Origin of the sequence: Microcoleus sp. B6-A1, assembly GCF_036705085.1 — a bacterium.
GTDB lineage: Bacteria > Cyanobacteriota > Cyanobacteriia > Cyanobacteriales > Microcoleaceae > Microcoleus.
The window spans coordinates 14,363-38,111 of record NZ_JAUBTU010000042.1 but is presented as its reverse complement, the minus strand read 5'-3'; the positions used below and the strand labels follow the sequence as shown (position 1 = coordinate 38,111).

Sequence of the window (23,749 nt, the reverse complement as noted above, 5' to 3'; positions counted from 1 at the left end):
GAACGGGCATCTTGCCTGTTCCACAAAGAGTAGATTTTCTTCTTGTGGAACGGGCATCTTGCCCGTTCAAAAGGCTTATTGAAAAGGGTACATCTCAGTTATAACTCACATCTTGCACCCTTTTCAATAACAGGCAAGATGCCTGTTCCACAAAGAGTAGATTTTCTTCTTGTGGAACAGGCATCTTGCCTGTTCCACAAAGAGTAGATTTTCTTCTTGTGGAACGGGCATCTTGCCCGTTCAAAAGGCTGATTGAAAATGGTGCAACATCTCAGTTATAACTCACATCTTGCACCCTTTTCAATAACAGGCAAGATGCCTGTTCCACAAAGAGGGAATTTTCTTGTGGAACAGGCATCTTGCCTGTTCATAACAAGCTATAAGCAGCGCGTCAAATCACTTTTCGCGTCAGTATTAATTATCAAAAAAACGCCGATTTTAGAGCTTTATTTTCAATAAATCTCTAATCGACCTAGCCGAAAACCCGATTAGGTTTCAAAATCGGATTTATTATCAATATAAGCTGTAGCGCATTTAAATTGTATGTTGCACGGCGAGGTGGAAAAAGCGTCAAATCCTCTCGCCTTCTCCCCTCTCTCCTTCCCCTCGTCAGCCATAACAGGCAATGTATATGGGTAGCAACTAAAAGCTGGGCTTAGTTGCTGCCGGTAAAAGTCACTAGGGGGAATCTTGACTGAGCTTCTGTCATCGGGCGCCGTCTGCCTTCCTCTTGCCAGTAGTTGATGACTTCTGTGGCTTGGTTGAGGATTTCGACACGATCGTTGTCAGCAATCCAGTGTTTGGCTTCGAGTTCGTTTTTGAGGTCTTCCCAGGCATCTTTGCGAGGCCAGAAAAAGTAGGATGTCAGCGGGCTAGTTCCTTTGCCGACAACTTGGTCAACGGCGAGGGCAACATTCTCTTCTAGCCAGAGAACTTTTAAGATGAACTTGGACAAGCAAACCTCCAGGGTTCCGATCGAACTTGTTAAAAATTTCTACAATCGCTAAGCGTAGCACACTCTGTTCGATAATTGGTCATCGGCCATGAAAAGTTTTGTGGCGCGGCTGGTTTTAGCGCCACTCAGGGGCTGGGAACAGATAAAATTTGGGTTCTCACCGCAATACGCTTGGGCCCGAGCCCGATCCCCCCTAGCCCCCCTTAAGAAGGGGGGGACAAGAACTTACTCTTGCGTCCCCCTTCTTAAGGGGGATTTAGGGGGATCTCGGAGGAATAAACAGTTTTAACCCAAGCGTATTGGTTCTCACCGGCCCTAGGTATAAGGATAGTTAAGTTGTGAACAGAGTTATTGTAGTTTTTGACATTGATGGTGTGGTGCGGGATGTGTCCGGTTCCTACCGGCGGGCGATTGCGGATGCGGTGGAACATTTCACGGCGGGTGCTTTTCGCCCGGATTCTCTCGATATCGACTCTCTGAAGTCTGAGGGTGTGTGGAATAATGACTGGCAGGCGTCTTTCGAGTTAGTTTGCCGTTATTTTGAGGGGATTGGACGATCGAGAAACGAACTCGCTCTCAACTATGATGAATTAGTGGCTTTTTTCCAAAGTCGCTATCGCGGGCCCGATGAAAAAAATTGGACTGGTTACATTTGTGATGAACCGCTGTTGTTAAGTCCGGCTTACCTGGAAGATTTAACGGTTGGGGGGATTGTTTGGGGCTTTTTTAGCGGGGCGATGCGGGATGAAGCTGCTTATGTTTTGTCAGGGAAACTGAGTTTAAATTCCCCGGTGTTGGTGGCGATGGAAGATGCACCGGGAAAACCAGATCCGGCTGGACTTTTCGCGGCAATTGAACAGTTGGAAAATCTGCACGGTTTAGAAGAAAATTTGCCGGTGATTTATGCGGGAGATACTGTTGCCGATATTTACACGGTTGTGAAGGCGCGGGAAGTGCAACCAAATCGGGTTTGGCTGGGGGCTGGAATTTTGCCGCCTCATGTTTTGGAGGATGCTGTGCGCTGTGAGGCTTATGCTGCGGTGCTGGAAAATGCGGGTGCAGCAGCGGTTTTCAGGAATGTCGAGGAGTTGACGGCTGGGCGGATTTGGGAATTAGTCAGTTGTTAGTTGTCAGTTGTCAGTTGTTAGTTGTCAGTTGTTAGTTGTCAGTTGTCAGTTAACTAATAATCAATAACCAATGACAAACAAATGTAATTTTGTTAAAAAATTTGGCAGCTTATTCTATTGACAAGTAAATGTAGTTTTGTTACATTTGTTTGTCAATTTTTGCATCTTTGAGTTGACAATATCTGCTGCTGCGGCTTAGTACAGAGTAGAGGTCAAACTCTAGGAGAAAGCAACTATGTTAGTTTCGCGATCGAGTGCTAAACAACCTACGCCGGAAGAAACTCGGCAACTAGAAAAGCTCCAAGTCCAAATCGAGCGAGCTGTTGCTAACGGCAAGATATCTAAGCAAGAAATGGAAGACATCAAGAGAACGATTTGGGCGGACGGAAAAGTTACTGTTGAAGAACTGGAACTATACAGAATATTGGTGACAGATAGGATTGTTTCTGGAGAAGTTGAATACGAGTTTTGAGAATAAAGAAGTTTGGCAACGAGTTGTGTACTGGTGAATATTGAGGAAAGAAAGAAGAAAGAAAGAAGAAAGAAGGAGGAATAATTATGATTGTTTTTCAAGAGTTTATTTACTGCTAGCTTATACCATTTCTCTAAAATCGTGCAACACTCTTCGACCCCCCCTAGCCCCCCCTTGCCAAGGGGGGGAACAAGAATACTGTTGCATTCTTTTTTAAAATTGGTATTAGGATGAAATTTGGCAATTCTTTGGAGCATCCCTTTTAGGAATTATACGCCACAATCATGGGGATGCTCGCAATTTTTCATGGGTGTTTTGAGATTATTTCAAGTGCAAGAATTTGTCTAATGCACTGACGGCAAGTGGTGGCCAGCGGCGGTTATTGGCAACCCAATCGAGGTCTTTGTAGCGGGAGTCGAGGCCGATGGCTGCTACCCAATTGCTCTCAGCTTCGCCGCGATTTCCTGTTTCCCAAAGACAGGCGCTGAGGGCGGCTCTCATGTCGGCAAATTGGGGGTATCTGCGGACGATGTTTTTCATGTTGCGAATTGCTTCTTTGGTTTGCCCGTTTTGATAAAGTGCGAGGGCGTGGTTGGCACGGGCAAAGGCGTATTCGGGGGCTAGTTCAAAGGCTTTGCTGTAGTCGGCTATTGCTTGTTCCCATTGTCCTAAACCTGCTTCGGCGTTGCCTCGGTTGTTGTAGGCGGCTGGATCTTGGGAGTCTAATTCTAGTACATGATTGTAGTCGGCGATCGCCTCTTGCCAGCGTCCTAAACCTTCTAAGGCGGTGCCGCGGTTTAGGTAGGGATCGGGGGCGTCGGGTGCTAGCTCGATCGCTCTTTCGTAGTCGGTAATAGCGGCTTGTAGTTTGTTTTGGCTGACTCTAGAGTTGCCTCGGTTGCTCCAAGCGGCGGCTTGTGAGGGAAATTTGTCAATGATTTGAGTCCAAAAAGTTTCGGCGGCGGGAAATTTGCCTTCATTTGTAGCTTCAAAAGCTTTTTGAACGAGTTCTCCCAATTCCTGTTGCGGATCGGTGATATCTGTTGGTTGTACTTGGGCGGCTACGGGGGCGATATTTCCCAACCATAGTAACCCGGTTACAATTAATACTGTAAAAAATGTCAAAAGTGAGCGAATCATCGTTGTTGGTCGTTTAAACTTTACTTAGCATATTATTAACCGAATTTGCGGGCGTTGGTTAGAAGATGTTTGAAAAGTCTCGGCGACGAGAATCGACCGGACATAATATGAGATGTTGCACTATTCTCAATTACTTGTTTAGGAACAGGCAAGATGCCTGTTCCACAAAGAGTGAATTTTCTTGTGGAACAGGCATCTTGCCTGTTAAGCGAGAAGGGTGCAAGATGTGAGTTTTAACCGCCAGTTTGTGTAGTTGGTAAGGATAATTTGGTGAAAAAACGGTTGCTAATTTTGGGGGGGACGGGGGATGCTGCTGAACTGGCGGTAAGAGCGTCTCAAATTGCTGATATAGAGGTGGTTTCTTCGCTAGCAGGACGCACTCAACAGCCTTTTACCCCAAAAACGGGTACGGTGCGAATTGGGGGGTTTGGTGGGGCGGCTGGGCTGGCGGCGTTTTTGCTCGTTAGCGGAGCCCTCGGAGACGATCGCCCGATCGACTTCTTAATTGATGCTACTCATCCGTTTGCGGCTCAGATTTCTGCTAATGCTGCTGTTGCTGCTGCTGAATGTAATGTGCCCTTTTTGATGCTGGTGCGTCCAGCTTGGGAGAGGGTGGAGGGCGATCGCTGGATTGATGTTGCCAGCCACTCGGAGGCTGCAAGGGCTTTATTAGGGCTGTCTCAGCGGGTGTTTCTCACCATTGGTAGGCAGGAATTGGCTGCTTTTGCTGGTTTGGATGCTATTTGGTTTTTGATGCGGGCGATCGATCCTCCGGCACTCAATTCTCCTATTCCTAATGGTAAATTGTTGTTAGCAAGGGGGCCTTTTTCTTTGGAAGAGGAGCGCCAATTATTATTAGAATATCAGATTGATACTATTGTTAGTAAAAACAGCGGGGGCGGTGCTACTTATGCGAAAATTGTGGCGGCTAGGGAACTGGGAATTCCGGTGGTGATGGTGCAGCGGCCGCCGATTCCCGATGTTGAGCAGGTTGCTGATGTTGCAGGGGCGATCGCTTGGTTAGTTAAGCAGTTATGATATCAAATCCGTTAGCATCGGAATAGTAAATTCGAGTTGACGGTTGACTGTTGACGCCGTGAACAGTCAACCGTCAACAGTAACCATCATTCTGGTGTTACCGGAAATGATATTAGTAGGGTTTCAAACATCGGCTAGGTTATGTCTTTGAGTAATAGTTGATTTCCTGGCTGGATGATTATTTGTTTTAGTTCTAGCTGCATATTTTGAAGGTTTTAATAGGATTTGAAATATAAAATAATTTAAGTTAAGAGATTTTAGCAATTCCTAACTAATGCGGAATTGCTGTTAGAGATTAAGATTAAATTTATTGAAAGCTATTAGGGGCATCCAGTTACGGGATCATTTCCTTCAGCAGTTCTCATGCCTCCTATGATAGTTTCCACGATCGCACACTGCTTAGCACCACCGTTAACAGTAGAAACTGATACCACAAATGGAGTTGTACCTGGTGCGAGATTACCCTGATAGTCAAAAGTGATTGAGTTGGCAGAGGTTGCAGGCGCTATCTTCGTGGAAAGTAGAATCTGTTTGGCTTTGATTTCGCCTCCAGTATTTAACTGCTGAGTATTACCGGCGATCGTAACTGTTGGCGGGTCAACAGGAGGAGTGCTTGCAGTAGTATTGAATACGATCGTGACATCACGCTTAGTTCGCTTGGCTTCGCTTTGTGCAGTTCGCAAGGTTTGCAAAACGCGATCGTTTACTGTGCGAACTCTTTGTCTGTTGATGAATACCTCCCAGCTTGGAGCGGCGATCGAGCTAAATATACCTATGATTAATGCTATCACCAGCACTTCTAAAAGCGTGAATCCTCCATCGCCCTTTCTGGATGCAGTTTTCTTGAAATTAGGGTTTGCTTTTGTTGCAGAAATCTGCAAAACTTTTAATAATATTGGGTTTTTCATTTTAGTCTCCTGTTTTATCTGCTAGTTGCGCGCTTCGGCAATCAGTTTTAGACATCAGTTATCTTCCTCGCGCGCCTAGACCTTGTACTTGCACGCTTGCTGTTGGAAAAAACGCCGATCTGCTGGTTTGGAACTCAGCATTGTTGGGTTGAAGGCGACGCAGGCTGTTTCCTCTGATGGTAACTCTAGCTATGTTTTGAGAGGTATCTACACAAGCGTAAAAGCTATTTGTATTGTCTGGGTTGGCTATTTTTAAAGTGGTTTCTAAGACTGGGGATGTTGTCGTTGTCCCTGGTACTTGGGCTGTGGGATTGCCTAGAGCTCTTTGGCACTCGTCGATTGGAGGTGCTGGTACTAATGGACTTTGGTCTATATAATTAACTAGCACTTGAGGGTTTAACCCCGCAAAACCCGCTTGATTTGTCACGTTCTGGGTTGGCTGGTTCCAGTCAAAGTTTAAATTAAAAGCTGCACTATGTCTTTGACCGTCCTTTGCCTCATTATCATCGAAGTAACGAGTGGCGGCAGTCGCTCCTGCTGGGTTTTTCATGATGCCCTCGCTAATTTCATAGCGCTCAATGCGTGTGGGACAAGTGGCTCCTGATGGTTGACACCAAATAGAATTAAGATTGTCTTCTCTAACCTGGTAGTAAGCAACTAATGAGCGAGTGTAGGTGTCATTGCAATTATTTGCGTTATTGACGTTACAGTTGATTGGCAGTGTGCGAGTAGCCGGATTCGTATCTACAGAGACAGCATCTCTAATCTGCTTGCGTTTCCAAAATACCAGAATTGGTGTTCCATTTGCATTTGGAGGAAGCTGGGGTCCAACAAGCTGTTCGTTGGGGCCGGGAGGCCCATTGATAGCCCTATTATCGTAAATATAAATAGCTTGACTCAAATCTTGGGCGATGAAATCAAGTGCCGCCTGAACGTCTTGCTCGGTGTTTGACTTTACTTGTTCCCTCCTATCGGTATTCAGCATATCGACTACAAAACCGAGCATCGGCGTGATGATTAAAAACGCCATAATTGCTCCGACTAATAGCTCGACCAGAGTCATGCCCTTTTCTGTTTGAGGTGGTCCTGAGCGGTTTCGTTGGTGCTGACTTTTTAGAAGCAACCTGAGTAAAGTTTTCATTTTGACCGTTTCCTGTGGCGAGTGGTTGGGAGGGATTTTAATCTAATAACACTCACTGTAATTATGGGCATACAGTAGTTCATGATGGTTATCTGAGGCGATCGGAGAGTGAGCGATACGAGGGATCTCCCGTGGCGGGAATCTCTGTAGACATTTCTACTACTGGCATTGTCCGATCGCCCAAACCAGAACCCACAACAGATTGCTTTTTCCCAGTCCTTGGAGTCGGATTCAAAGTTACACCCGAAGCAAAGGAATCAGCCCTGTAAACCCGGACTAAGAGCTGGTAGCCTTTTGATGTTGGATCGCCACCAGTAATAGATGTATCTGGATTTAGCCAAGCGCCCTGAACGTAAAAGTCTTTGGTGCTACTCGTCTCACAAACTCCTGTTCCATCCATGTCAACGCAGTATGTCTGATTGACTGTCGGAACTGGTGCATCCGCCAACACGCCTCCTGCAGGGATTGGGAACCCTGAGCCACCGAATTTGATCGCCTCCGTCCTGAGAGCGTCGATGTAAGTTCTCGCCGCCTGGGTAGCGAGTTCCGTCCGCCGCGCTTGTACGCGAGTTGCTACTGAGAAAGCCATCACAGGGGCGATCGCAATCATTAGCACCGAAACTACAATCATCGCTACCAATGACTCGATAATCGTGTAGCCACCATCTCGTGACTGGGATAAATTTTGCTGTTGTTGTCGCTTAGTCATAAATAGGACTCCAGTAATTGCGCGGCGGAAAGTTAGAGGGTTAAGTCGGGCAGCCACTGCGAATGGAAGTGGCATTTTGATTGGCATTCGGCTGATCTGGAGCCACAGTGCCACACATCAAAGTTGTTACCCACGGGTCATTGCGGGGTACTTCCCGGAAATACTCAGCAGGCTGAGTCTTTGTCGAAGGAGTAGTGAACCTTTGAGTAAACAAGTCAGGTGGCTGAGATAGCAGGCCCACATCATAACCCCAGTTCCGGGCGGGCGGGCTGAAGTAGGGAATCAAGCCAGCACCAGCATCTGTGTTGTATGTGTTTGTGATATTTAGGACCGGAGGTACTCCCTGAAGTTGAAACAGGCTCGCTAAGCCAGATGGGTTTAGTGGCAGAATTGGCTGGTAAGGTGCTGTGCTAAAAGCGCTGCGATTTTGCTGGATGAAAGAGCCTCGGATATTACTAGCCACTCCCCCGTTATTCCAGCTTTCCAGGAATCGGGGCAAGTTTTGCAAGCCGCCGTTAAAGTCTCCACTGGTAGCGTTGAGTGTCCGTGAAGGAGTGTCGCCAGCTCCAATGATCAGATTAAAGGTGGTATTTACAGCTTGGGGTATCCATCCCGTTGCTCGGAGAGTCCTTGTACCTCTTGGCATTGTATTCCCGCCTGGAGCGGCGTCTGCTGACAAAGTTTGGATCTGCGGGACTGGGAGCAATAGCGGCTGTGACCCATTATAGAGTGGTAGTGCAGTTGGCGCTGGGTTTGCTACCGATCCTATTGCCGAATTTGCGGGTGTTGATGCCCCCACTAAAGTGGGTAGCCGTAAATTTGCGCCGTCTAGGGTGTTGGGAGGAATGGTGGAATTGTTTACCACATATGGGAGACTTGTGCCATCAAAGCTGACGGCACCCCCAGTAGTTCCCGCAAACCACAGAGAGCCTGCTTGAGGGGCACCAATACCGCCAGCAATGGCGTTTGTAGCAGAAATCCCTAAAGGCCGTGGAGGCGTGCCTAACAGGGGTGGAGTAGCTGCTGTTCTTAAAAAAGCTACGCGACGGGGGAATCGCTGCAATGCTGGCACTGGGGGATCGACCGTTGACCCAGCTTTAAAAGGGGTAGTAGGGGTAGTAACGGGTGACGCATAAGTTGTTTGACCCGCTGCGATCGCGGCTGCTGCCGTCAGTGTTGCTTGCGGATCGACAAACCAGTCAGCATCTGTACACGCAGCTACCGGGATTTTTGTGCAAACTTCCATTAAATAATGTGGGAAATTCCCGCGCCGCTGCACCGGAGTGACAAAGTTGTTGAAGTAGGAACTCCATAGCCGGGGCGCGGGAGCAGCAGCCACGTAGGTAGCGTCTGTCACCGGTGTAGTGCTAGCACCTGTGGTACCTCGTAAATTGAGGTTGTCTGAAAACGCCCCGCTCGAAAGTCCGTTAGTAACAAAGTTGTTGTTGAAAAATCCTTGCTGTCTGCGGGGCAATACAGCAGCAGCGCCCGCATTGTTTCTCAGATCAAAATCTCCCTCGTTGCGGAAGCCAAAACGGTAATTTCGCGATAGCAGGGTGACTGCATCTGCCAGCACTGTTGCCGGTCTCCAAAAGTCTCCCACGGTACAGTTCGGAAGCCTCGGATCGCCCGCCCGGCAGGCAAAGTTGGGGTCAAGGTTATTGCGGGTGTAAAAATTTCCCCAGGTTGGGTCCACAAGAGTGTTAAACTCTTCGACTTGTGTAAAAGTGGTTGGACTACCCGGAGCAGCGGGCGGGATGTTGCCGTGAAGGTTAAAGGTTCCTTTGATGTAAGCCGGCAAATTCGATACCAATGTCAGCCCTTTTTCTATGACCACAGCATTTAGGTTCGCTGGGGCTGTGGGGGTGGCGCCACCGCGAAATAGCTGCTGACCGTTAATCAGGACAATGCCGTTAGGCTTGCGGGTGGGGTCGAGCAGGTTGTCTTCAGGACTGATAGTTCTGTCCGTCAATCGAGTATTCGATCGAGAGCTGCGATCGGGCAGCGCGTCCTCCCGGCTAGCATAAATAATCCCGCTGTTTGGCAGCAACCACTCGGTCGTACTACCTTGGGGTCTGTTGCCGCGCAAAACATTGATATCTAGCTGAGTGGCCCGAATTTCTAGGGGTTCCCGTTCTTCTAGGGGTTGGTTGTAATTGCCTGTTAATTGTGCTGCTTGGGGGGCTGGGGCTGGCTGAGGGAGGGGACTGCTGAGCGTAAAGGCTTCGTTGACAATCGTGGTCGAGTTGTCGCGATCGATCGCCTTGACTTCTCTGCCGTTGACAAATGCTACTTCTTGAATTGCCCCGTGGGGAATCAGTGCGGGCTGGGGAGCGCCTATCGAGCCATCAAGTATTTGTAGCGCACAATTAGTTGAGTCAATAGCGGCTTGTTGTGCTAGGGTGCGAGCCGTAGGAGCCACTTGGAGGGCGGTTCTCAAAGGCCCGTTGGCAAACCTACCGTCTGGAAAAACCATATTTGCCTGGGCTTCCAAAATAGCGTCTCCACCGCCCAGCAAGCCTGTAGCAGGGTTCAAGTTTGAAACAGCCGGTTGCAGTCTTTGGGTTGGGGGGCCGTAGGTGATGCCGTTGTTAGAGCCGATAAAAGCCTGCTGTCTTCCGAGTGTTGCTGCGCGTGTAGCCACATCTGGTGCCAGCCCTCCCTGTCCGCTGACATCGGGCAGCGCTCCCGTCGAGATGTTTCTCGCTGTGGAAGCGTTGCTGGGGTCGTAGTAGCTGCTGACGCAAGCCAGGGGGGTTTGAGTTGGTTGAGCTCCTGGTGCTAGTGCTACTGGGTCGAAGGCGCTGTTTGCGTAGTGATAAACTGCCGTTGCCCGCATCCGCAAGTCGCCTTTGGCAAATTTGCGATTGGCGGCGTTTAGGTTTTCATTAACAAAATTAGGATTTGTCTCTGCTGCTGGCAGGGCCGTGGCGTCTGGTAGAGCGGGGAGTGCCACCGGTGGCGACCAAATAGGGTTCCAGTTTCCCCAACCTCCGGGAGCAACACCACCCGCTGTTACAGTACCGTTGTTCCATACTTGAGAACCCAGGCCCAGCGGTGACATCGGCATCGAGTCGGGCCACACGACGCGGTACTGTTCCACAGCCGCAGTTTCCGGGTCGTCGTAAGTATTGTCTACAGTGAAAGCAGTACCCCTCGATGCCGGGCCGCTTTTCAATCTCGCATTAGTGGCAGCAGCAGGCTGTATCCAGGTAGGTGGCGGTAGAAAAGAATTAGTGCGATCGTACACTCCTGCACTCGTAATTACCCGCAGACCACCAACACCGTCAAGGGGAGTTCGCGGTCTTTCAGCGGCGCTTTTTTCCCAGAAACCATCGCTGAAAGAGTTTGGGTTGCCTGGTGCTTCGCCTAAACCGTTGCCGCGGGCTGTTGCTCCCACGTCAGCAAGTTTAGTCACTTGCGGTGTTCGGGTGCGAATTCCGCCGTCTTGCCATGGAGTGGTGCCATCTACTTGCTGAGGAGCATTAGTAAAGCTGGTACCGTTCCACCGCAGTGCTGGCAAGTTGTTACCCACTGTGACTCGATTGCCCAAGAAATTTTCGCTCTCAGTAAGTTCTAAGTCATCGGGGTTTTCGGCTGGTAGCTGATTTGGACGAATAGTGAGTCCCGCCCCGGCAGTAGCGCCTACTGTCGCATTTCCATTAGGAAGACTCCAAGTATTATTTGCGGGTCTGAGACTGTTGTTACCGGCGTCTTGAATTCTGTATGAAGTGGTCGGTACATTCGGATCTAAATACTTTCCGTTGACCGCGCTGGCGAGGGGTGCTTCTGCAAAAGTAACTTTCCGCAGCCGTTCTTTAAAATAATCTTGTAATGCTTGGTCGCGACTTTGACTCTTGGGGGGCAGCATTGCTTGCTGAACAGAAACTGGGTCGTTAGTACCTGTTGGATCTGCTGCTATTTGACCGGCTACCAGAGCAGCTAACCGCTCGGAGTAAGCGTTGTTATTGTACAGTACCTGAAGGCTGTTTTCCGCAACAGATTGATTGGTGGTGTCAATTGCGGGTGCATTTGTATTGGGTTGGTTGGCGTCGGCTAGAGTTTTGAAAAGATGTACTTCCACCGGATTTGTCGGCGCATTGCTGCCCGACCACCCGTTAACAACATTACCCCCTACGACAATTCTGCTATTTTCTTGATCGTAAAAACAAGATTGCTGGCTGCTGACTTCAAATAGTCTGATGTTTCTAGCACCACCCAATCCCGATACCAATAAGTTGCTATTTGTCAATATCCGTCCATTTAGATTCAACGGAGGTCCCGGCGATATATCTAAGTCGTCTTCATATACAACCGCATTGTTGCTGAGGGGAATGCGGCTTTGATCTTGCTGGTATTCGAGAGCCGATATGCTGGGGGTTCCTGGGAAAGCTTGAAAATTGTTGGGGGGGTTCAAGCCGTTTGCTATATCGTCCTGTGTAATCGGTACGTTAACCGTGTAAACAAAGAAACTTTTCTGGAGCCTGCCACTTATTCTTTCCCAGCCAGAGTCCCCTACCAAACTTGCAACTGTACCCTCTCCTTGAGCACAGGCTGGGTTTGTGGTTCCTGTTCGCATGGGCGGTGTTCTGGCATCCAGTTCCCTTCTCGGTCTTGGAGTTACACTTCTTGGAGTACGAAAGTAGATTCCGTAAAGAGTAAAAGTGTCAAATATACCGTCGTTATTGGTATCGACGGGATACCTCCATGCAGTATTTAGCGCTTCATTTTCTTCTCCGGACGCGCTAAAAAGCGATCCTTTTGGGTCGTCAGTAAGGCTGATACCATTTCCTCCAGAAATATCTGCTCTGAGTACCAAGCGCTCTTCGTCTCCAAATGTATACAGATCTGGGTTTGTCGGAGTTGGGGCGGCTGGGTAAGACGACATGGCCAGGTACAATTGTCGATCTGAGGGAGTACCTGTCACTAGGTTGCCTTCCCCCACCAGATATGCAATTTTCGCTTTCGCCCGATCGAGCGCGGGAGTGGCGGCCGCCAGCACCTGCTGGTTCACGCGCACGTTACGCGCCGTATTTGCCCGATCGAACGATCGCAGGGTAATCGCCACAGTCAACAAAATCACTACCAGCAAAACCATCGTCACCGTCGGCAGCACAAACCCCGCCACCGGCAGTCTCGCCCTCCGGCCCATAGCCATCAGGGTTTGCAGCATTGCTCTCATCAGCCGCTTCGCCCCGGATCTGGTAACACCAGCAATCCGCCGCAGCAGGGATACGATAACTTTGGATAATTTGCTCTTAAACATTGACGCCTTCCTGAATAATTTCAGAGATGGTATTGCTGGTACTTACTGCTCGACAGTACAATCCCATCTTTATTGTTCCCATTTTCCACAACCTGCATATCAGCCTCTTGCACAAATTTAAATCTGTACCTTGGCTGAAAAATAAAACCCACAAACCCCCAACCAAAATCGCCGCCGATAATATATTTTTCAGCGAAAGATTTGCCCCCCACGAATTAGATATTCCTAACTCCACTCTAATCTAGTTAAATAGAAATGTCAGTGGTCAGAGCCAGAGTGAATTCGATCGCCCAAAAACACGGATCACGATCATAGACGATGTATTTCCCAGCCCGCCCCGGCAGGCATTGTTTGTCTAGGCTCGGTTTCAACCACCGGAATCTAGAATGTAGAGTGGGCGATCGAATTGTGGTTAAGCCTGTGATACCAATTTTATATGAGGCCCCGTAGAATCTGATCCCCCCTAACCAAGGGCGGGCACGGGGGCACCGCCCCTACTAAGGGGGGGACAAGATTCTTCTCAAAGTCAACCCCTACTCCCCTTCTTAAGGGGGATTTAGGGGGATCGAAATATATGCAACTTCACATTAAATTGGTATGAGTGGGATCAAATCTCAATTGGGCGATCGAATTTCCGTAATGCCCCCAAGTGCGATCGAATTTTCGTAATGCCCCCAAGTGCGATCGAATTTTCGTAATGCCCCCAAGTGCGATCGAATTGCTGTAATACCCCCAAGTGCGATCGAATTGCCGTAATGCCCCCAAGTGCGATCGAATTGCCGTAATGCCCCCAAGTGCGATCGAATTGCTGTAATACCCCCAAGTGCGATCGAATTGCTGTAATGCCCCCAAGTGCGATCGAATTGCTGTAATGCCCCCAAGTGCGATCGAATTGCCGTAATGCCCCCCAACCCGCCGGCGGTTAAAAACCCCCGTCTCATAGCTAAAGTCCTCTTGCATAGGACTAATCAAATATTAAGATATTAGATAGATAAATATAGCAATCCTAAATGATTCAGATAAATTTGTAGGGGTAGTGCCCCCGTGCCTACCCCCTATCTATCGGGCAACCACGGGGAGTAGGGGTCGGATTGCCCCTACAATAATTATGCAAATGATGCAAGGATTGCTATACATCTTCAGTCCTTTTCAAAGGACTTGCGCTATGAGACGCGGGTTTTAACCCCCGGCGGACTATAGGTACAAATGCCAAATCCGAAACACTGTCAGTACAACTGCAAAATATAAAACATACAACCCATGAAACACCCCCCCAAACCCCCCGACTTCATCATCATCGGCGCCCAAAAAGGCGGCACAACATCCCTGTACCATTACTTAATCCAGCATCCCCAAATCGCCCCCGCCGCCCAAAAAGAAATCCATTACTTCGACTTGAAATTCGACAAAAGCCCAGACTGGTACTGTTCCCAATTTCCCCAGCCCCAAACAAGCGAAAATCTACTAACCGGAGAAGCCAGCCCCTACTATATCTGTCACCCCCAAGTTCCCCAGCGAATTTATGATTTATGTCCCAAAGTTAAAATAATCGCCCTGCTGAGAAACCCCGTAGAACGCGCAATTTCCCACTATTATTACTATATCAAAATAGGCTACGAATCCCTATCCTTAGAAAGTGCGATCGCCTCCGAGCCCGAAAGACTCAAAGGCGAAATAGAAAAACTCATAGCCAACCCAAACTACTACAGTTACGAACACCAACACCACAGTTATCTAACCCGCGGCATTTACGCCGATCAACTCCCAGCCTGGATGAAACTTTTTCCCAAATCACAACTTTTAATCCTCAAAAGCGAAGACTTATATACCAATCCCTTCGGCACATACAACAGCGTCTTAGAATTTCTAGAATTGCCGCCGCACCAACTACAAACCTACGAAAAATACAACGCCACCCAATATCCGCCCATCAACGAGACAATATACGAGCAATTGAGAGCATATTTTCGATCGCACAACCAAAGACTAGCCGAAATGTGCGATCGAGACTTCGGCTGGGATTAATCATTTCGGGAATTGTAGGGGCGGGTTCACCCACAATAATCGTCAATAATCCACAATCTCGTAAACCCGCCCCCACCCAACGGTAAATCGCTCTATACGTTTGGATGATGGGATGAAATCAAGGTTGATGTAGGTTATTGGTGGGGAGGGGGCGGGTTTATTTAGATTGTTTGTATTTGTGAGATATTGTTGGTGAACCCGCCCCTACAAATCTTTTTCTCAAAATAGCTTGACATTCCTACCAGTCTGTGCTAGCTTATCGAATAGTATTGTGTTTAATCCACAAATCGCAGCACTTCAACTATGTTCACAGCCAAGTTCACAGCCAACAGCTATTTTTATTTTTGGTGCAGCCAAGTTCGCCCGGAGTGAATTGGTAATTCACTGTGAACATCCGGGCGAACCGCAGATTAACACCTGCGGTTTTGTTTTTTCTACTTCTTTTCCCAAAAACCAATCCAGTACAAGCGAAAACAGCAATGACATTATTCAGTAACTGGTACAACAGCTTTTATTTTTGGCCCAACAGGAGTTCTGGGTAAATTGTCGCGCTGTCTTTTCGCACCAACCCGGAACTCCTTAAAAGTTCCGGGTTTTTTATTGTCAACCACCCACTTAAATTTCCCGGAGAATTCCCTCATGTTAGAAGCCAAACTCGTAACCAAATCTCATCCCGAACACCAAACAATTGTCAAACTCTCAGAAACAGTCTCAGTCGGCGGCCAAGAATTATTAATCATCGGCGGCCCCTGTACCGTCGAAAGTTCCGCACAAATGGAAACCGTCGCCCGCCAACTATCCGCCGCCTCCGTACAAGCTTTGCGAGGCGGAGTCTACAAACCCCGCACTTCTCCCTACTCTTTCCAAGGCATGGGAATTGAGGGACTCGAAATTTTAGCCGATGTCAGCCGGCGTTACGGTTTACCCGTGGTGACAGAGGTAATGTCGATCGCCCAAATCGAGCCAGTAGTCACCTATGCTGATATGCTGCAAGTAGGCAGTCGGAATATGCAAAACTTCGAGTTACTAAAGGCGATCGGTCAAGCCGGAAAACCAGTCCTACTAAAACGCGGCTTATCAGCCACAATCGAAGAATTTGTGATGGCCGCCGAATACATTCTCAGTCACGGAAATCCTCATGTAGTTCTCTGCGAAAGAGGCATCCGCAGCTTCGACAATTACACCCGAAACGTATTAGATTTAGGTGCAGTCGCAGCGCTGAAACAGTTAACTCATTTGCCAGTAATTGTAGACCCTTCTCACGCCGTCGGCAAGCGAGAATTAGTCGCACCACTAGCCAAAGCAGCGGTTGCTTGCGGTGCAGACGGATTAATTATTGAGTGTCACCCGCAACCAGAAAAATCAGTTTCTGACGCGCGGCAAGCTCTTTCTTTGGCAGATATGGTAGATTTAGTTGCGAGTTTGCGGCCTGTAGCCACCGCCGTTGGCCGCTGCATACCCGAAATTAAGTCATTAGTCATTAGTCATTAGTCATTAGTCATTAGTTATTAGTCATCAGTCATTAGTCGGCGCCGCAGGACTTGGCTTTTTTAGTCATCAGTCATTAGTCATTAGTCATTAGTCATTAGTCGGCGCCGCAGGACTTGGCTTTGGTAGAGTCAGAATTTATTCGGGCGCACTTTTGCTTGGAAAGCGAAATTAGATTAAAATAAAAGCACAATCAATACTGTCATCTACAATATTTGGCTTTTATTATGGCAATACTACTTAACGTTCCCTCGATCGTCTGTTCCGGCTGCGGTGATACAATTACCAAAGCCATCAAAACTGTTGACTCCGAAGCTACTGTCAATGTGGATGTCGCAGCTAAGACTGTTACGGTTGAGGCTCAAGCTTCTGAAGAATCAATTACACAGGCGGTTGTTGCTACGGGCCACACCGTCCAAGATTGATATTGAGTTTGGTGGGGGCGGGTGTACAAGATTATTAATCTTAAACCGAAATTATTGGTAAAAGCCGCCCCTACAGAATTTTAAATCGATTAGCAATGCCCACTGCCCACTGCCCACTGCCCACTGCCCTGTTTGGCCAATGCCCACTGCCCACTGCCCAAAAGATTATTCTTCGTCTAAGTGTTCGGCGACTGCTTGGTAAAGTTCAAAAACGTGGCGATCGAGTAAACTATAAAAAACTTGTCTCCCAACCTTGCGGTAACTTACCAACCGCATCGCCCGCAAAGCCCGCAACTGATGCGATACTGCTGACTCGCTCATACTCAACGCCGCAGCCAAGTCGCACACGCACAGTTCTTGTTTTGCCAAAACCGACAGTAGCCGCAGGCGGTTCGCATCTCCCAAAAGACTGAAAAACTCAGCCATCCGCTGCGCTTTTGCGGTGTTGAGCACTTGTGTTTGGATGTCCCCGGCCCGCACACTGTCAACTAAGTGCGGTCGATCGCACATTGGTGTATCGTTTTGTTCGTGAGTCTGACTTATCGCTCCATTAACAGCAGAGTTGGGTGACATCTTTTCCCGGCTAGTTTTAATTCTCATTTTCATTTTAGTGCGATCGACCCACCTTTTGTAACAAAACTTTTACATTCCCTTGACTAATATCTGAATATGTGTTCAGATATTAGTAGAGACAAACAAATCCAGCAGGAGAAGCTCAAATGACTACCGCCACCCAAACAAAATGTGCCTGTCCTTCATGTTCGTGCGTTGTCAGCCCCAGCGAAGCCATTGAAAAAGACGGCAAAACATACTGTTCCAGTGCTTGCGCTGACGGGCACCCCAACGGCCAAGGCTGCGGCCACACCGGCTGCGAGTGCCACAAATAAATATTCGGCTTCAAAAAAGGTTAATCACCAACTGCCAAATATATCTCAAGGGAGATGCGAACACCGCATTTCCCAATTTTTTGCTTTTAGGTTAAAGAAAAGTTAAGATAAAGCTAACTTAAGGTTAAAACTGCATTAATAGACTAAATACAGAGCGAAAAAGCACAATTGCTACTTACGCAATACAATAGAAGCAAGTTAGCGCCGCGATACTGAGTACAAATAGTGCTATTAACAGCAGAGACCGAACCAAAAGTTGAATACCAAAAGTTTAATTAGGAGGGGGCAATGAAAGAGCGGGAAGATTTTTTACATCCTCGCAATCGCTACTACGGTGATTTCACGCCAGAAAACTTGGCGTTTAATGCCAACTTGCAGGAGTTTGCTCAAAAAATAACTTATATTTGCTCGCTGGAAACAGGGGGGAAAATTAGTGCTGAGAAAGCCTATAAAGATATTAAGATGCTTTGGAAAGACTTAAAATCCTCTAAGAAGCAATTGGGAATTGGCCAAAACCCCCCCAGTACCGAGGAGCAAAATTCACCTTAAAGTCATCGCAGCCAACGCAGCGTTTGCAATCGAAAACCCCTGCGATTGCAAACGCTGCGTTTTGCTGCGTACCCAGCCAAGGTAAGGTGCTTGCTAGTAGGCGAACTTTAGAAAATTCTATGGTTTGGGATTTGGTGCAGTTTCTCCTGCAAAGGAAGTGCAATTGCCACCGAGGCCAGAAATAATCGCGCAAGTATTAGTTTTCAGCATTCCTTGATATGTATCAGCACCGGTGCCGGGGCCGCCCAACTCGTCGCTGTAAAGTTCCTTGTCCCAAATTTTGACATTTGCCTCCCTCGCCACAGTCTCCATCAACTTCGGATTAGTTGTAGTTTCAGCAAAAATTGTCGGCACTCCTGCGGTCTTAATTTCTGAGGACAATTCGGCAATTCTTGCTGCGGTGGGCTGTTCCTCTGTCGTCACACCCTGCAAAGCTCCAGCCATCTCCAAACCGTAAGCATCGGCATAGTAACTCAGAGCATCGTGAGTGGTTACTAACTTGCGTTTTTCGGCTGGAATAGTCGCAATTTGAGCTTTAATCCAAGTATCTATTTTTTGCAACTCATCTGTTAAGCTTGCTGCATTTTTTGTAAAAAGTTGAGCATTGTTGGGGGAAACTTTGATCAATTCATCCCGAATTGTTTCTACCATACGGATGCCATTTTGAGGGTTATGCCAAACGTGAGGATCAGGGACTTTTTCGCCTTCTGCGTGGGGTTTGCTTTCCGCTTTCTCTTCACCATGTTCGTGCTCATGTTCGCCCATCAGCGGTTTGGGAACTGCGAGTTCGTGTACCGCGATTTTGGGTGCGGAATTACTGCTGGATTGAATTAACTTAATGATGCTGGGTTCGTGGTTGTAGCCACCGTATAAAATCAGATTGCCCGTTTCAATCGCTTTGCGGTCTTCCGGCTTGGTTTGATAGGCGTGAGGGTCGTCTCCCGGCTTGATTAGACAGGTGGTGTCGATCGAACTTTGAGCGATTTCTTTAGTTAGGTTGCAGATAACGCCAGTCGTGGCGACGACTTTGGGCAAGTTGGCGGCGGGACTGGCTTGAGTTTGAGTTGCGGCGGGACTCTCTGACACCGGATTGGTTGCGTTCTGTCCTCCACTGCAGCCAACCAGCCCGCAGCCAATTGCCAAAACAGCCGTACCCCACAATCTGCGGGTTTTTCCAGCCAAGTTCTTTAACATTTTCACCTTTGGAACGATAATCATTATTGCTTTTTCGAGTTATCCTATTCTAGTAGCTACGAACAAGAATCGTTCTCAAAATCTCTAATTATGCTAGAAGTGCAAGACTTGGCTGTCAATTATCGCGGAATTGCGGCCCTCAACAGCGTGAATTTCCAGTTAGATCCCGGACAATTAACCGGTGTGTTCGGCCCCAACGGCGCGGGGAAAAGCACGATGGTGAAAGCGATGCTGGGATTGATACCCACCTGTCGCGGTTTGGTCAAATATCAGGGGCGGCTGCTGAAGGAACAGTTGTCGCGGGTGGCTTACGTGCCGCAGCGATCGCAAATTGACTGGGATTATCCGATTACGGTGTGGAATGCGGTGATGATGGCGCGAACTGTCCAGACTGGTTGGTTTCGCAGTCCCTCGAAGCAGTCCCAAGAATTGGTCAAAGCCGCTTTGCTGCGGGTGGGAATGTGGGATTTGCGCGATCGACAAATTGGCGAACTGTCTGGCGGACAGCAGCAGCGGATTTTCTTAGCAAGGTCGATCGCCCAACAAGCCGATTTATTTTTTTTCGACGAGCCATTTAACGCGATCGACAAAGCAACCGAAGAAATTATTTTCGATATTTTTGCCGAACTAAAAGCCGAAAATAAAACATTGCTAGTAATCAGCCACGATTTAGGCGAAACTTTAAAACAGTACGACAATTTATTATTGCTAAATAAGCAGTTAATTGCAAGTGGTACCTGCCGGGAAGTGCTCACCGCAGCCAATATTCAAAAAGCCTATGGATACGATTTAAGTTTAGTTTCAGCGTAAGCCAAAAAAGATTTATCTTTAAAATTGATAGTGGCACGGGCGTCCCGCCTGTGAAGTGGATTGTGGCACGGGCGTCCCGCCTGTGCAATTGATAGTGGCACGGGCGTCCCGCCTGTGCAATTGATAGTGGCACGGGCGTCCCGCCTGTGCAATTGATAGTGGCACAGGCATCCCCCCTGTGCAATTAATTGATAGTGGCACAGGCGTCCCGCCTGTGCAATTAATTGATAGTGGCACGGGCGTCCCGCCTGTGAAGTGGATTGTGGCACGGGCGTCCCGCCTGTGCAATTGATAGTGGCACGGGCGTCCCGCCTGTGCAATTGATAGTGGCACGGGCGTCCCGCCTGTGCAATTGAAGGTGGTTGAAAAAATCCTATTATTGACGTAATTCAATGTTAAACCTACTAATGGAGCCGCTAAAATTCGAGTTCATGCGAAATGCGATCGCCGTCGGCATTTTGCTAGGAATTCTCTGCGCCGTTGTCGGCTCCTACTTAATTGTACAGCAAATGGGAATGATGGTTGACATGATAGCCCATTCAGTATTAGCAGGATTGCCGGTGGCTTTTTCTTTAGGTTTCAATATTTCGATCGGCGCCTTTATATCGGGAATTATCAGCGCGGTAATTATGGCGTGGATTCAAGCGCAATCGCGCCTAAAAATTGATGCAGTCATGGCCTTAATTTTATCTACATTTTTAGCCATTAGCGTCACCTTGATTAGCTTATTGCGGACAACAAAATTAGACTTAGACGGGTTTCTGTTCGGGAATATCTTGTCAGTTGCACCGACGGACGTGCAGCAGACTGTGGTGATAACTTTGATAATTCTGGCGACGGTTAAAATCTTTTACAAAGAACTGCTATTCTATACTTTTGACCCTCTGGGGGCGCAAGCGTCCGGTTTACCTGTAAACTGGATTTATTTGGGGATGATTTCGGCGATTACGCTGACGATTGTTGCGAGTTTGCAAACTGTGGGGGCGCTGTTAGTAATTTCGCTATTAATCGGGCCGGGAATTACGGCGTATTTGTTGGTAAAAGAGCTACATTTAATGATGGGATTAGGAGCAATTATTGGGATTATAGCTAGCGTGACTGGTATGTATCTCAGCTATTATTTGAATATGCCATCGGGGGCCGCCATTGTATTAGTTGTTTTTGGGTTATTTTTACTAGCTTTATTGTTCAGTCCCAGTCAAGGAATTTTGACAAGAAAGAGAGGAGAATGAGTACCGAAATGGTTAGTGAGGAAGGAGCGGGTTTTGTTGTGAGATTGTTGGCTATCGCCCCAATCACTAGGCTAACCCGCCCTACAAATTATGCGTTTTTTACGGTTAAGCTAATCAGCATTTAAATTGCATCTAAAAAAATAATTAGACTCTTTAGACTCTTGTGGGGAGTAGGGGTTGGGCTTCTAGCCCGCCCCCAATATGCAATTTAAATGCAGTACAGCTTACTTAGCTTGACAATAAGCTTCGTAAACGCCGTCAAGCAATAAGTTGATAGCAAAAGTTGCTTTCTCAGTTGCTAACAGCGCTTCCTGTTTTGCTTCTTCAGTTTGGCAAAGTTCTAACAGCGCTTCGCGGGTAGCTTCCGAGTGGAACTCGTCGGCTTTTTCGTGAACTTTAAAGAAAGACAAAGCAGCTTCGGAATCGATGCCGTAAAATTCCTTCAAACCAGCGATTTTGGTTGTAGAAACTTCGGGGATTTGCGCTTCGTAAGCGTAAAGGGCTGCTAAACCTGTGACGGGCGATTCGCTGCGCGCTAAGTCTTTGAGAATGCGAACGGATTCGCTGGTTTTTTCTAAGTGTTCGTGATCGATAACGGCATTTCTGTCTAAACCCAAACCTTCGGCAAAGCGCAGCCACAGTTCAGGGTGATTAGCAGCGCCTCTCTCTTCTTCTATCAGGTTTTCGAGGAGCATTTGACGAATTTTGATGTCGTCACAGGCGGCGTGCGTAGCGCTGACGTAGGTGGGGAAGTTGTGGACTTGCAGATAATATTCTTTGGCGTACTCTTGCAGCATTGCGAGGTCGAGTTTACCTTCGTTCCACATTTGGTAGAACGGGTGTTTCAGCAAGTGGTTTTGGTCGAGAATAGTTTTGAGTTGTTCGAGAAATTGCTGTTGGGTCATAATTGTCGATCGCCTTTGAGGATAGTACAGTCACTAAAATGTTATAGTAATCTAGGATTTTGTAAAGAGCAAGTTCAGTCTTGGACGCACTTCGACGCTCAGAAACCGGGTTTTTTACTCGATCTGCGGTCTGCAACGAAGTAGACGCTCGAAAAACCCGGTTTCTGGATACCCGTGGGTAAGTCCTAAAGTTTTCAATTGTTTATGTTTTGGTCAAACAGGCGCGTATGCCAACTTAGCGTCGCCCGAAGCCTTGGCCGCGCATAGACTTTGACCAAACCAGCAATTCGCCACCGCATCCGCCAGCGGCGAGAAACTGGCCTTCGGGATGCCATGCGAGACAGGAAAAACCGCCCTCTGCACCTTCTAGAATTTGCAGCAATTGTTCTGCTTCCCCCCACAAACAAACTTGACCATCTGCGGCGGCGGAAGCTAATAAAAATGTGCTAGGTTGAAAGGCGATCGCATTTACCACATTTTCATGCACCTCTAACGCCCAAGAATCCCAACCGACACTTTCATCAGCGTCTCTTTCCCAGACAGAAATGCCTTGAGAACTCGAAGCAGCTAACAAAGGTGCACCCAAAGAATTAGTTTTATCCGACCAAGCTAACTCCCGAACTTTCCCCGGAAAACCCTGCATTACCCACGGTTGAAAATTGCCCCATTCATTAACAATGAGAGTATTGTCCATATTGCCACAAGCTAAATATTCTCCTTGTGGCGACCAAGCAATTGCACCGGTTGCAGAGGGTACTGATAAAATTTCCGGGTCTTCGTCCCAGTCTTCGCCATGCCAAACTTTGACACCTTGATAGCCGCTAACTGCCAGATATTGAACCATCGGATGCCATGCTAAATCGAGGATAGATGATGACTCGAAATTCAGCGTTACTTCAACAACATTATCCTCAACATTCCAGACTTGAACGTAGCGGCCCATACTGAAAGCTAACTGGTTGCAGTTGGGACTCCAAGCTAACTTATCAACCCAGACACGCTGGTTGTCCAAATCAGCAATTAATTCCCCAGAATTAACGCGCCAAATTTGCACCCGTCCATCTTGTCCGCCAGCAGCTAGGAATTGACTGTCGCGGGAAAAAGACAAGCAATCGGCTGATTTACCCGTGGCAGTTTGTAGCCTTTGCAAGGACAATTCATTAACTGCCCCTACTTTCGCCAGCATCACTTCGCCCGCAGCGGAACAGACGGCTAAAGTTTCGCCGTCAGGCGACCAAGTAACAGCAGTTACGTAGTCAGACAGCATTTCTTTAGCGTGAAATTGCAGGTTTAGTTCACTTTTATTTGTCTTTTTGTTACCCATATTTATTGAATCAGAGATGTTGCACTCTTCTTAAGAACGGGCAAGATGCCCGTTCCACAAGAGATGAATTTTATTCCTGTGGAACAGGCATCTTGCCTGTTCCCTCCCACAAAAGATGAATTTTCATCTTGTGGAACAGGCATCTTGCCTGTTC

At 47.8% G+C, this 23,749-nt stretch carries 22 protein-coding genes; 11 read left to right on the top strand and 11 right to left on the bottom strand.

Going from position 1 to position 23,749, the window contains the following annotated elements; translation table 11 throughout:
- Positions 1-655: 655 nt before the first annotated feature.
- Complete coding sequence (locus QUB11_RS17145) at positions 656-967, bottom strand: 30S ribosomal protein PSRP-3 (RefSeq protein ID WP_333037125.1); 312 nt, start codon at positions 965-967, stop codon at positions 656-658.
- A gap of 326 nt (positions 968-1,293) precedes the next feature.
- Here QUB11_RS17145 and QUB11_RS17140 point away from each other — a divergent pair, with 326 nt between their 5' ends.
- Together QUB11_RS17140 and QUB11_RS17135 are read left to right on the top strand one after the other, a co-directional pair.
- On the top strand, positions 1,294-2,082 hold the full coding sequence (locus QUB11_RS17140; protein WP_333391229.1) for a TIGR01548 family HAD-type hydrolase: 789 nt from the start codon (positions 1,294-1,296) through the stop codon (positions 2,080-2,082).
- 235 nt (positions 2,083-2,317) lie between these two features.
- Positions 2,318-2,554 carry a hypothetical protein gene (locus QUB11_RS17135; protein ID WP_333204899.1) on the top strand — a complete coding sequence of 79 codons (237 nt, stop codon included), beginning with the start codon at positions 2,318-2,320 and terminating at the stop codon, positions 2,552-2,554.
- Between the two features lie 321 nt (positions 2,555-2,875).
- Here the strand turns inward: QUB11_RS17135 and QUB11_RS17130 are convergent, their stop codons facing one another.
- Positions 2,876-3,694, bottom strand: coding sequence for a tetratricopeptide repeat protein (locus QUB11_RS17130; protein WP_333391227.1), 819 nt, complete (start codon positions 3,692-3,694; stop codon positions 2,876-2,878).
- A gap of 270 nt (positions 3,695-3,964) precedes the next feature.
- On the opposite strand from QUB11_RS17130, the gene QUB11_RS17125 reads away from it, so the two are divergent.
- On the top strand, positions 3,965-4,732 hold the full coding sequence (locus QUB11_RS17125) for a cobalt-precorrin-6A reductase (protein ID WP_333391225.1): 768 nt from the start codon (positions 3,965-3,967) through the stop codon (positions 4,730-4,732).
- Positions 4,733-5,052: 320 nt separating this feature from the next.
- Here the strand turns inward: QUB11_RS17125 and QUB11_RS17120 are convergent, their stop codons facing one another.
- From QUB11_RS17120 to hpsA, 4 genes are all read right to left on the bottom strand, one after another.
- Positions 5,053-5,640 carry a GspH/FimT family pseudopilin gene (locus QUB11_RS17120; protein WP_333256307.1) on the bottom strand — a complete coding sequence of 196 codons (588 nt, stop codon included), beginning with the start codon at positions 5,638-5,640 and terminating at the stop codon, positions 5,053-5,055.
- A 58-nt stretch (positions 5,641-5,698) separates the two neighbouring features.
- Positions 5,699-6,781, bottom strand: coding sequence for a hormogonium polysaccharide secretion pseudopilin HpsC (gene hpsC, locus QUB11_RS17115; protein ID WP_333256304.1), 1,083 nt, complete (start codon positions 6,779-6,781; stop codon positions 5,699-5,701).
- 88 nt (positions 6,782-6,869) lie between these two features.
- Entirely contained in the window at positions 6,870-7,490 is a 621-nt protein-coding gene (locus tag QUB11_RS17110; protein ID WP_333256301.1) for a prepilin-type N-terminal cleavage/methylation domain-containing protein, read from the bottom strand.
- A 40-nt stretch (positions 7,491-7,530) separates the two neighbouring features.
- Positions 7,531-12,756: a hormogonium polysaccharide biosynthesis protein HpsA gene (hpsA, locus tag QUB11_RS17105; protein ID WP_333391224.1), complete on the bottom strand. Its 5,226-nt coding sequence runs from the start codon at positions 12,754-12,756 to the stop codon at positions 7,531-7,533.
- Positions 12,757-12,782: 26 nt separating this feature from the next.
- Between hpsA and QUB11_RS17100 the strand changes: the two genes are divergently transcribed.
- Complete coding sequence (locus tag QUB11_RS17100; RefSeq protein WP_333391222.1) at positions 12,783-13,001, top strand: hypothetical protein; 219 nt, start codon at positions 12,783-12,785, stop codon at positions 12,999-13,001.
- A gap of 369 nt (positions 13,002-13,370) precedes the next feature.
- Here the strand turns inward: QUB11_RS17100 and QUB11_RS17095 are convergent, their stop codons facing one another.
- Positions 13,371-13,697, bottom strand: a complete 327-nt coding sequence (locus tag QUB11_RS17095; RefSeq protein ID WP_333391220.1) for a hypothetical protein — start codon at positions 13,695-13,697, stop codon at positions 13,371-13,373.
- Between the two features lie 319 nt (positions 13,698-14,016).
- On the opposite strand from QUB11_RS17095, the gene QUB11_RS17090 reads away from it, so the two are divergent.
- The 3 genes from QUB11_RS17090 to QUB11_RS17080 all read left to right on the top strand — a co-directional run bounded on the left by QUB11_RS17090 (position 14,017) and on the right by QUB11_RS17080 (position 16,694).
- A complete protein-coding gene (locus QUB11_RS17090; protein ID WP_333391218.1) occupies positions 14,017-14,781 on the top strand; it encodes a sulfotransferase domain-containing protein in 765 nt (254 codons plus the stop codon).
- Between the two features lie 639 nt (positions 14,782-15,420).
- Positions 15,421-16,272 (top strand): 3-deoxy-7-phosphoheptulonate synthase, encoded by an 852-nt coding sequence (aroF, locus tag QUB11_RS17085; protein WP_333391216.1) that lies wholly within the window; start codon positions 15,421-15,423, stop codon positions 16,270-16,272.
- 224 nt (positions 16,273-16,496) lie between these two features.
- Entirely contained in the window at positions 16,497-16,694 is a 198-nt protein-coding gene (locus tag QUB11_RS17080; protein WP_333107044.1) for a heavy-metal-associated domain-containing protein, read from the top strand.
- A gap of 165 nt (positions 16,695-16,859) precedes the next feature.
- On the opposite strand, the gene QUB11_RS17075 is transcribed toward QUB11_RS17080, so the two are convergent.
- On the bottom strand, positions 16,860-17,267 hold the full coding sequence (locus tag QUB11_RS17075) for a metalloregulator ArsR/SmtB family transcription factor (RefSeq protein WP_333204871.1): 408 nt from the start codon (positions 17,265-17,267) through the stop codon (positions 16,860-16,862).
- A 146-nt stretch (positions 17,268-17,413) separates the two neighbouring features.
- Between QUB11_RS17075 and QUB11_RS17070 the strand changes: the two genes are divergently transcribed.
- Positions 17,414-17,581, top strand: coding sequence for a metallothionein (locus QUB11_RS17070; RefSeq protein WP_333081421.1), 168 nt, complete (start codon positions 17,414-17,416; stop codon positions 17,579-17,581).
- 288 nt (positions 17,582-17,869) lie between these two features.
- Positions 17,870-18,130 carry a DUF7219 family protein gene (locus tag QUB11_RS17065; RefSeq protein WP_333055966.1) on the top strand — a complete coding sequence of 87 codons (261 nt, stop codon included), beginning with the start codon at positions 17,870-17,872 and terminating at the stop codon, positions 18,128-18,130.
- Positions 18,131-18,247: 117 nt separating this feature from the next.
- Here QUB11_RS17065 and QUB11_RS17060 read toward each other — a convergent pair whose 3' ends face one another.
- Positions 18,248-19,348: a metal ABC transporter solute-binding protein, Zn/Mn family gene (locus tag QUB11_RS17060; protein WP_333391214.1), complete on the bottom strand. Its 1,101-nt coding sequence runs from the start codon at positions 19,346-19,348 to the stop codon at positions 18,248-18,250.
- Between the two features lie 66 nt (positions 19,349-19,414).
- Between QUB11_RS17060 and QUB11_RS17055 the strand changes: the two genes are divergently transcribed.
- The gene (locus QUB11_RS17055; RefSeq protein ID WP_333204867.1) at positions 19,415-20,134 is read left to right on the top strand and encodes a metal ABC transporter ATP-binding protein; all 720 of its coding nucleotides are present in this window, start codon (positions 19,415-19,417) and stop codon (positions 20,132-20,134) included.
- 392 nt (positions 20,135-20,526) lie between these two features.
- Complete coding sequence (locus tag QUB11_RS17050; protein ID WP_333256279.1) at positions 20,527-21,366, top strand: metal ABC transporter permease; 840 nt, start codon at positions 20,527-20,529, stop codon at positions 21,364-21,366.
- 224 nt (positions 21,367-21,590) lie between these two features.
- Here the strand turns inward: QUB11_RS17050 and QUB11_RS17045 are convergent, their stop codons facing one another.
- Both QUB11_RS17045 and QUB11_RS17040 read right to left on the bottom strand, forming a co-directional pair.
- The gene (locus tag QUB11_RS17045) at positions 21,591-22,271 is read right to left on the bottom strand and encodes a CADD family putative folate metabolism protein (RefSeq protein WP_333256276.1); all 681 of its coding nucleotides are present in this window, start codon (positions 22,269-22,271) and stop codon (positions 21,591-21,593) included.
- A gap of 235 nt (positions 22,272-22,506) precedes the next feature.
- Entirely contained in the window at positions 22,507-23,595 is a 1,089-nt protein-coding gene (locus QUB11_RS17040; protein WP_333256273.1) for a WD40 repeat domain-containing protein, read from the bottom strand.
- Positions 23,596-23,749 lie beyond the last annotated feature (154 nt).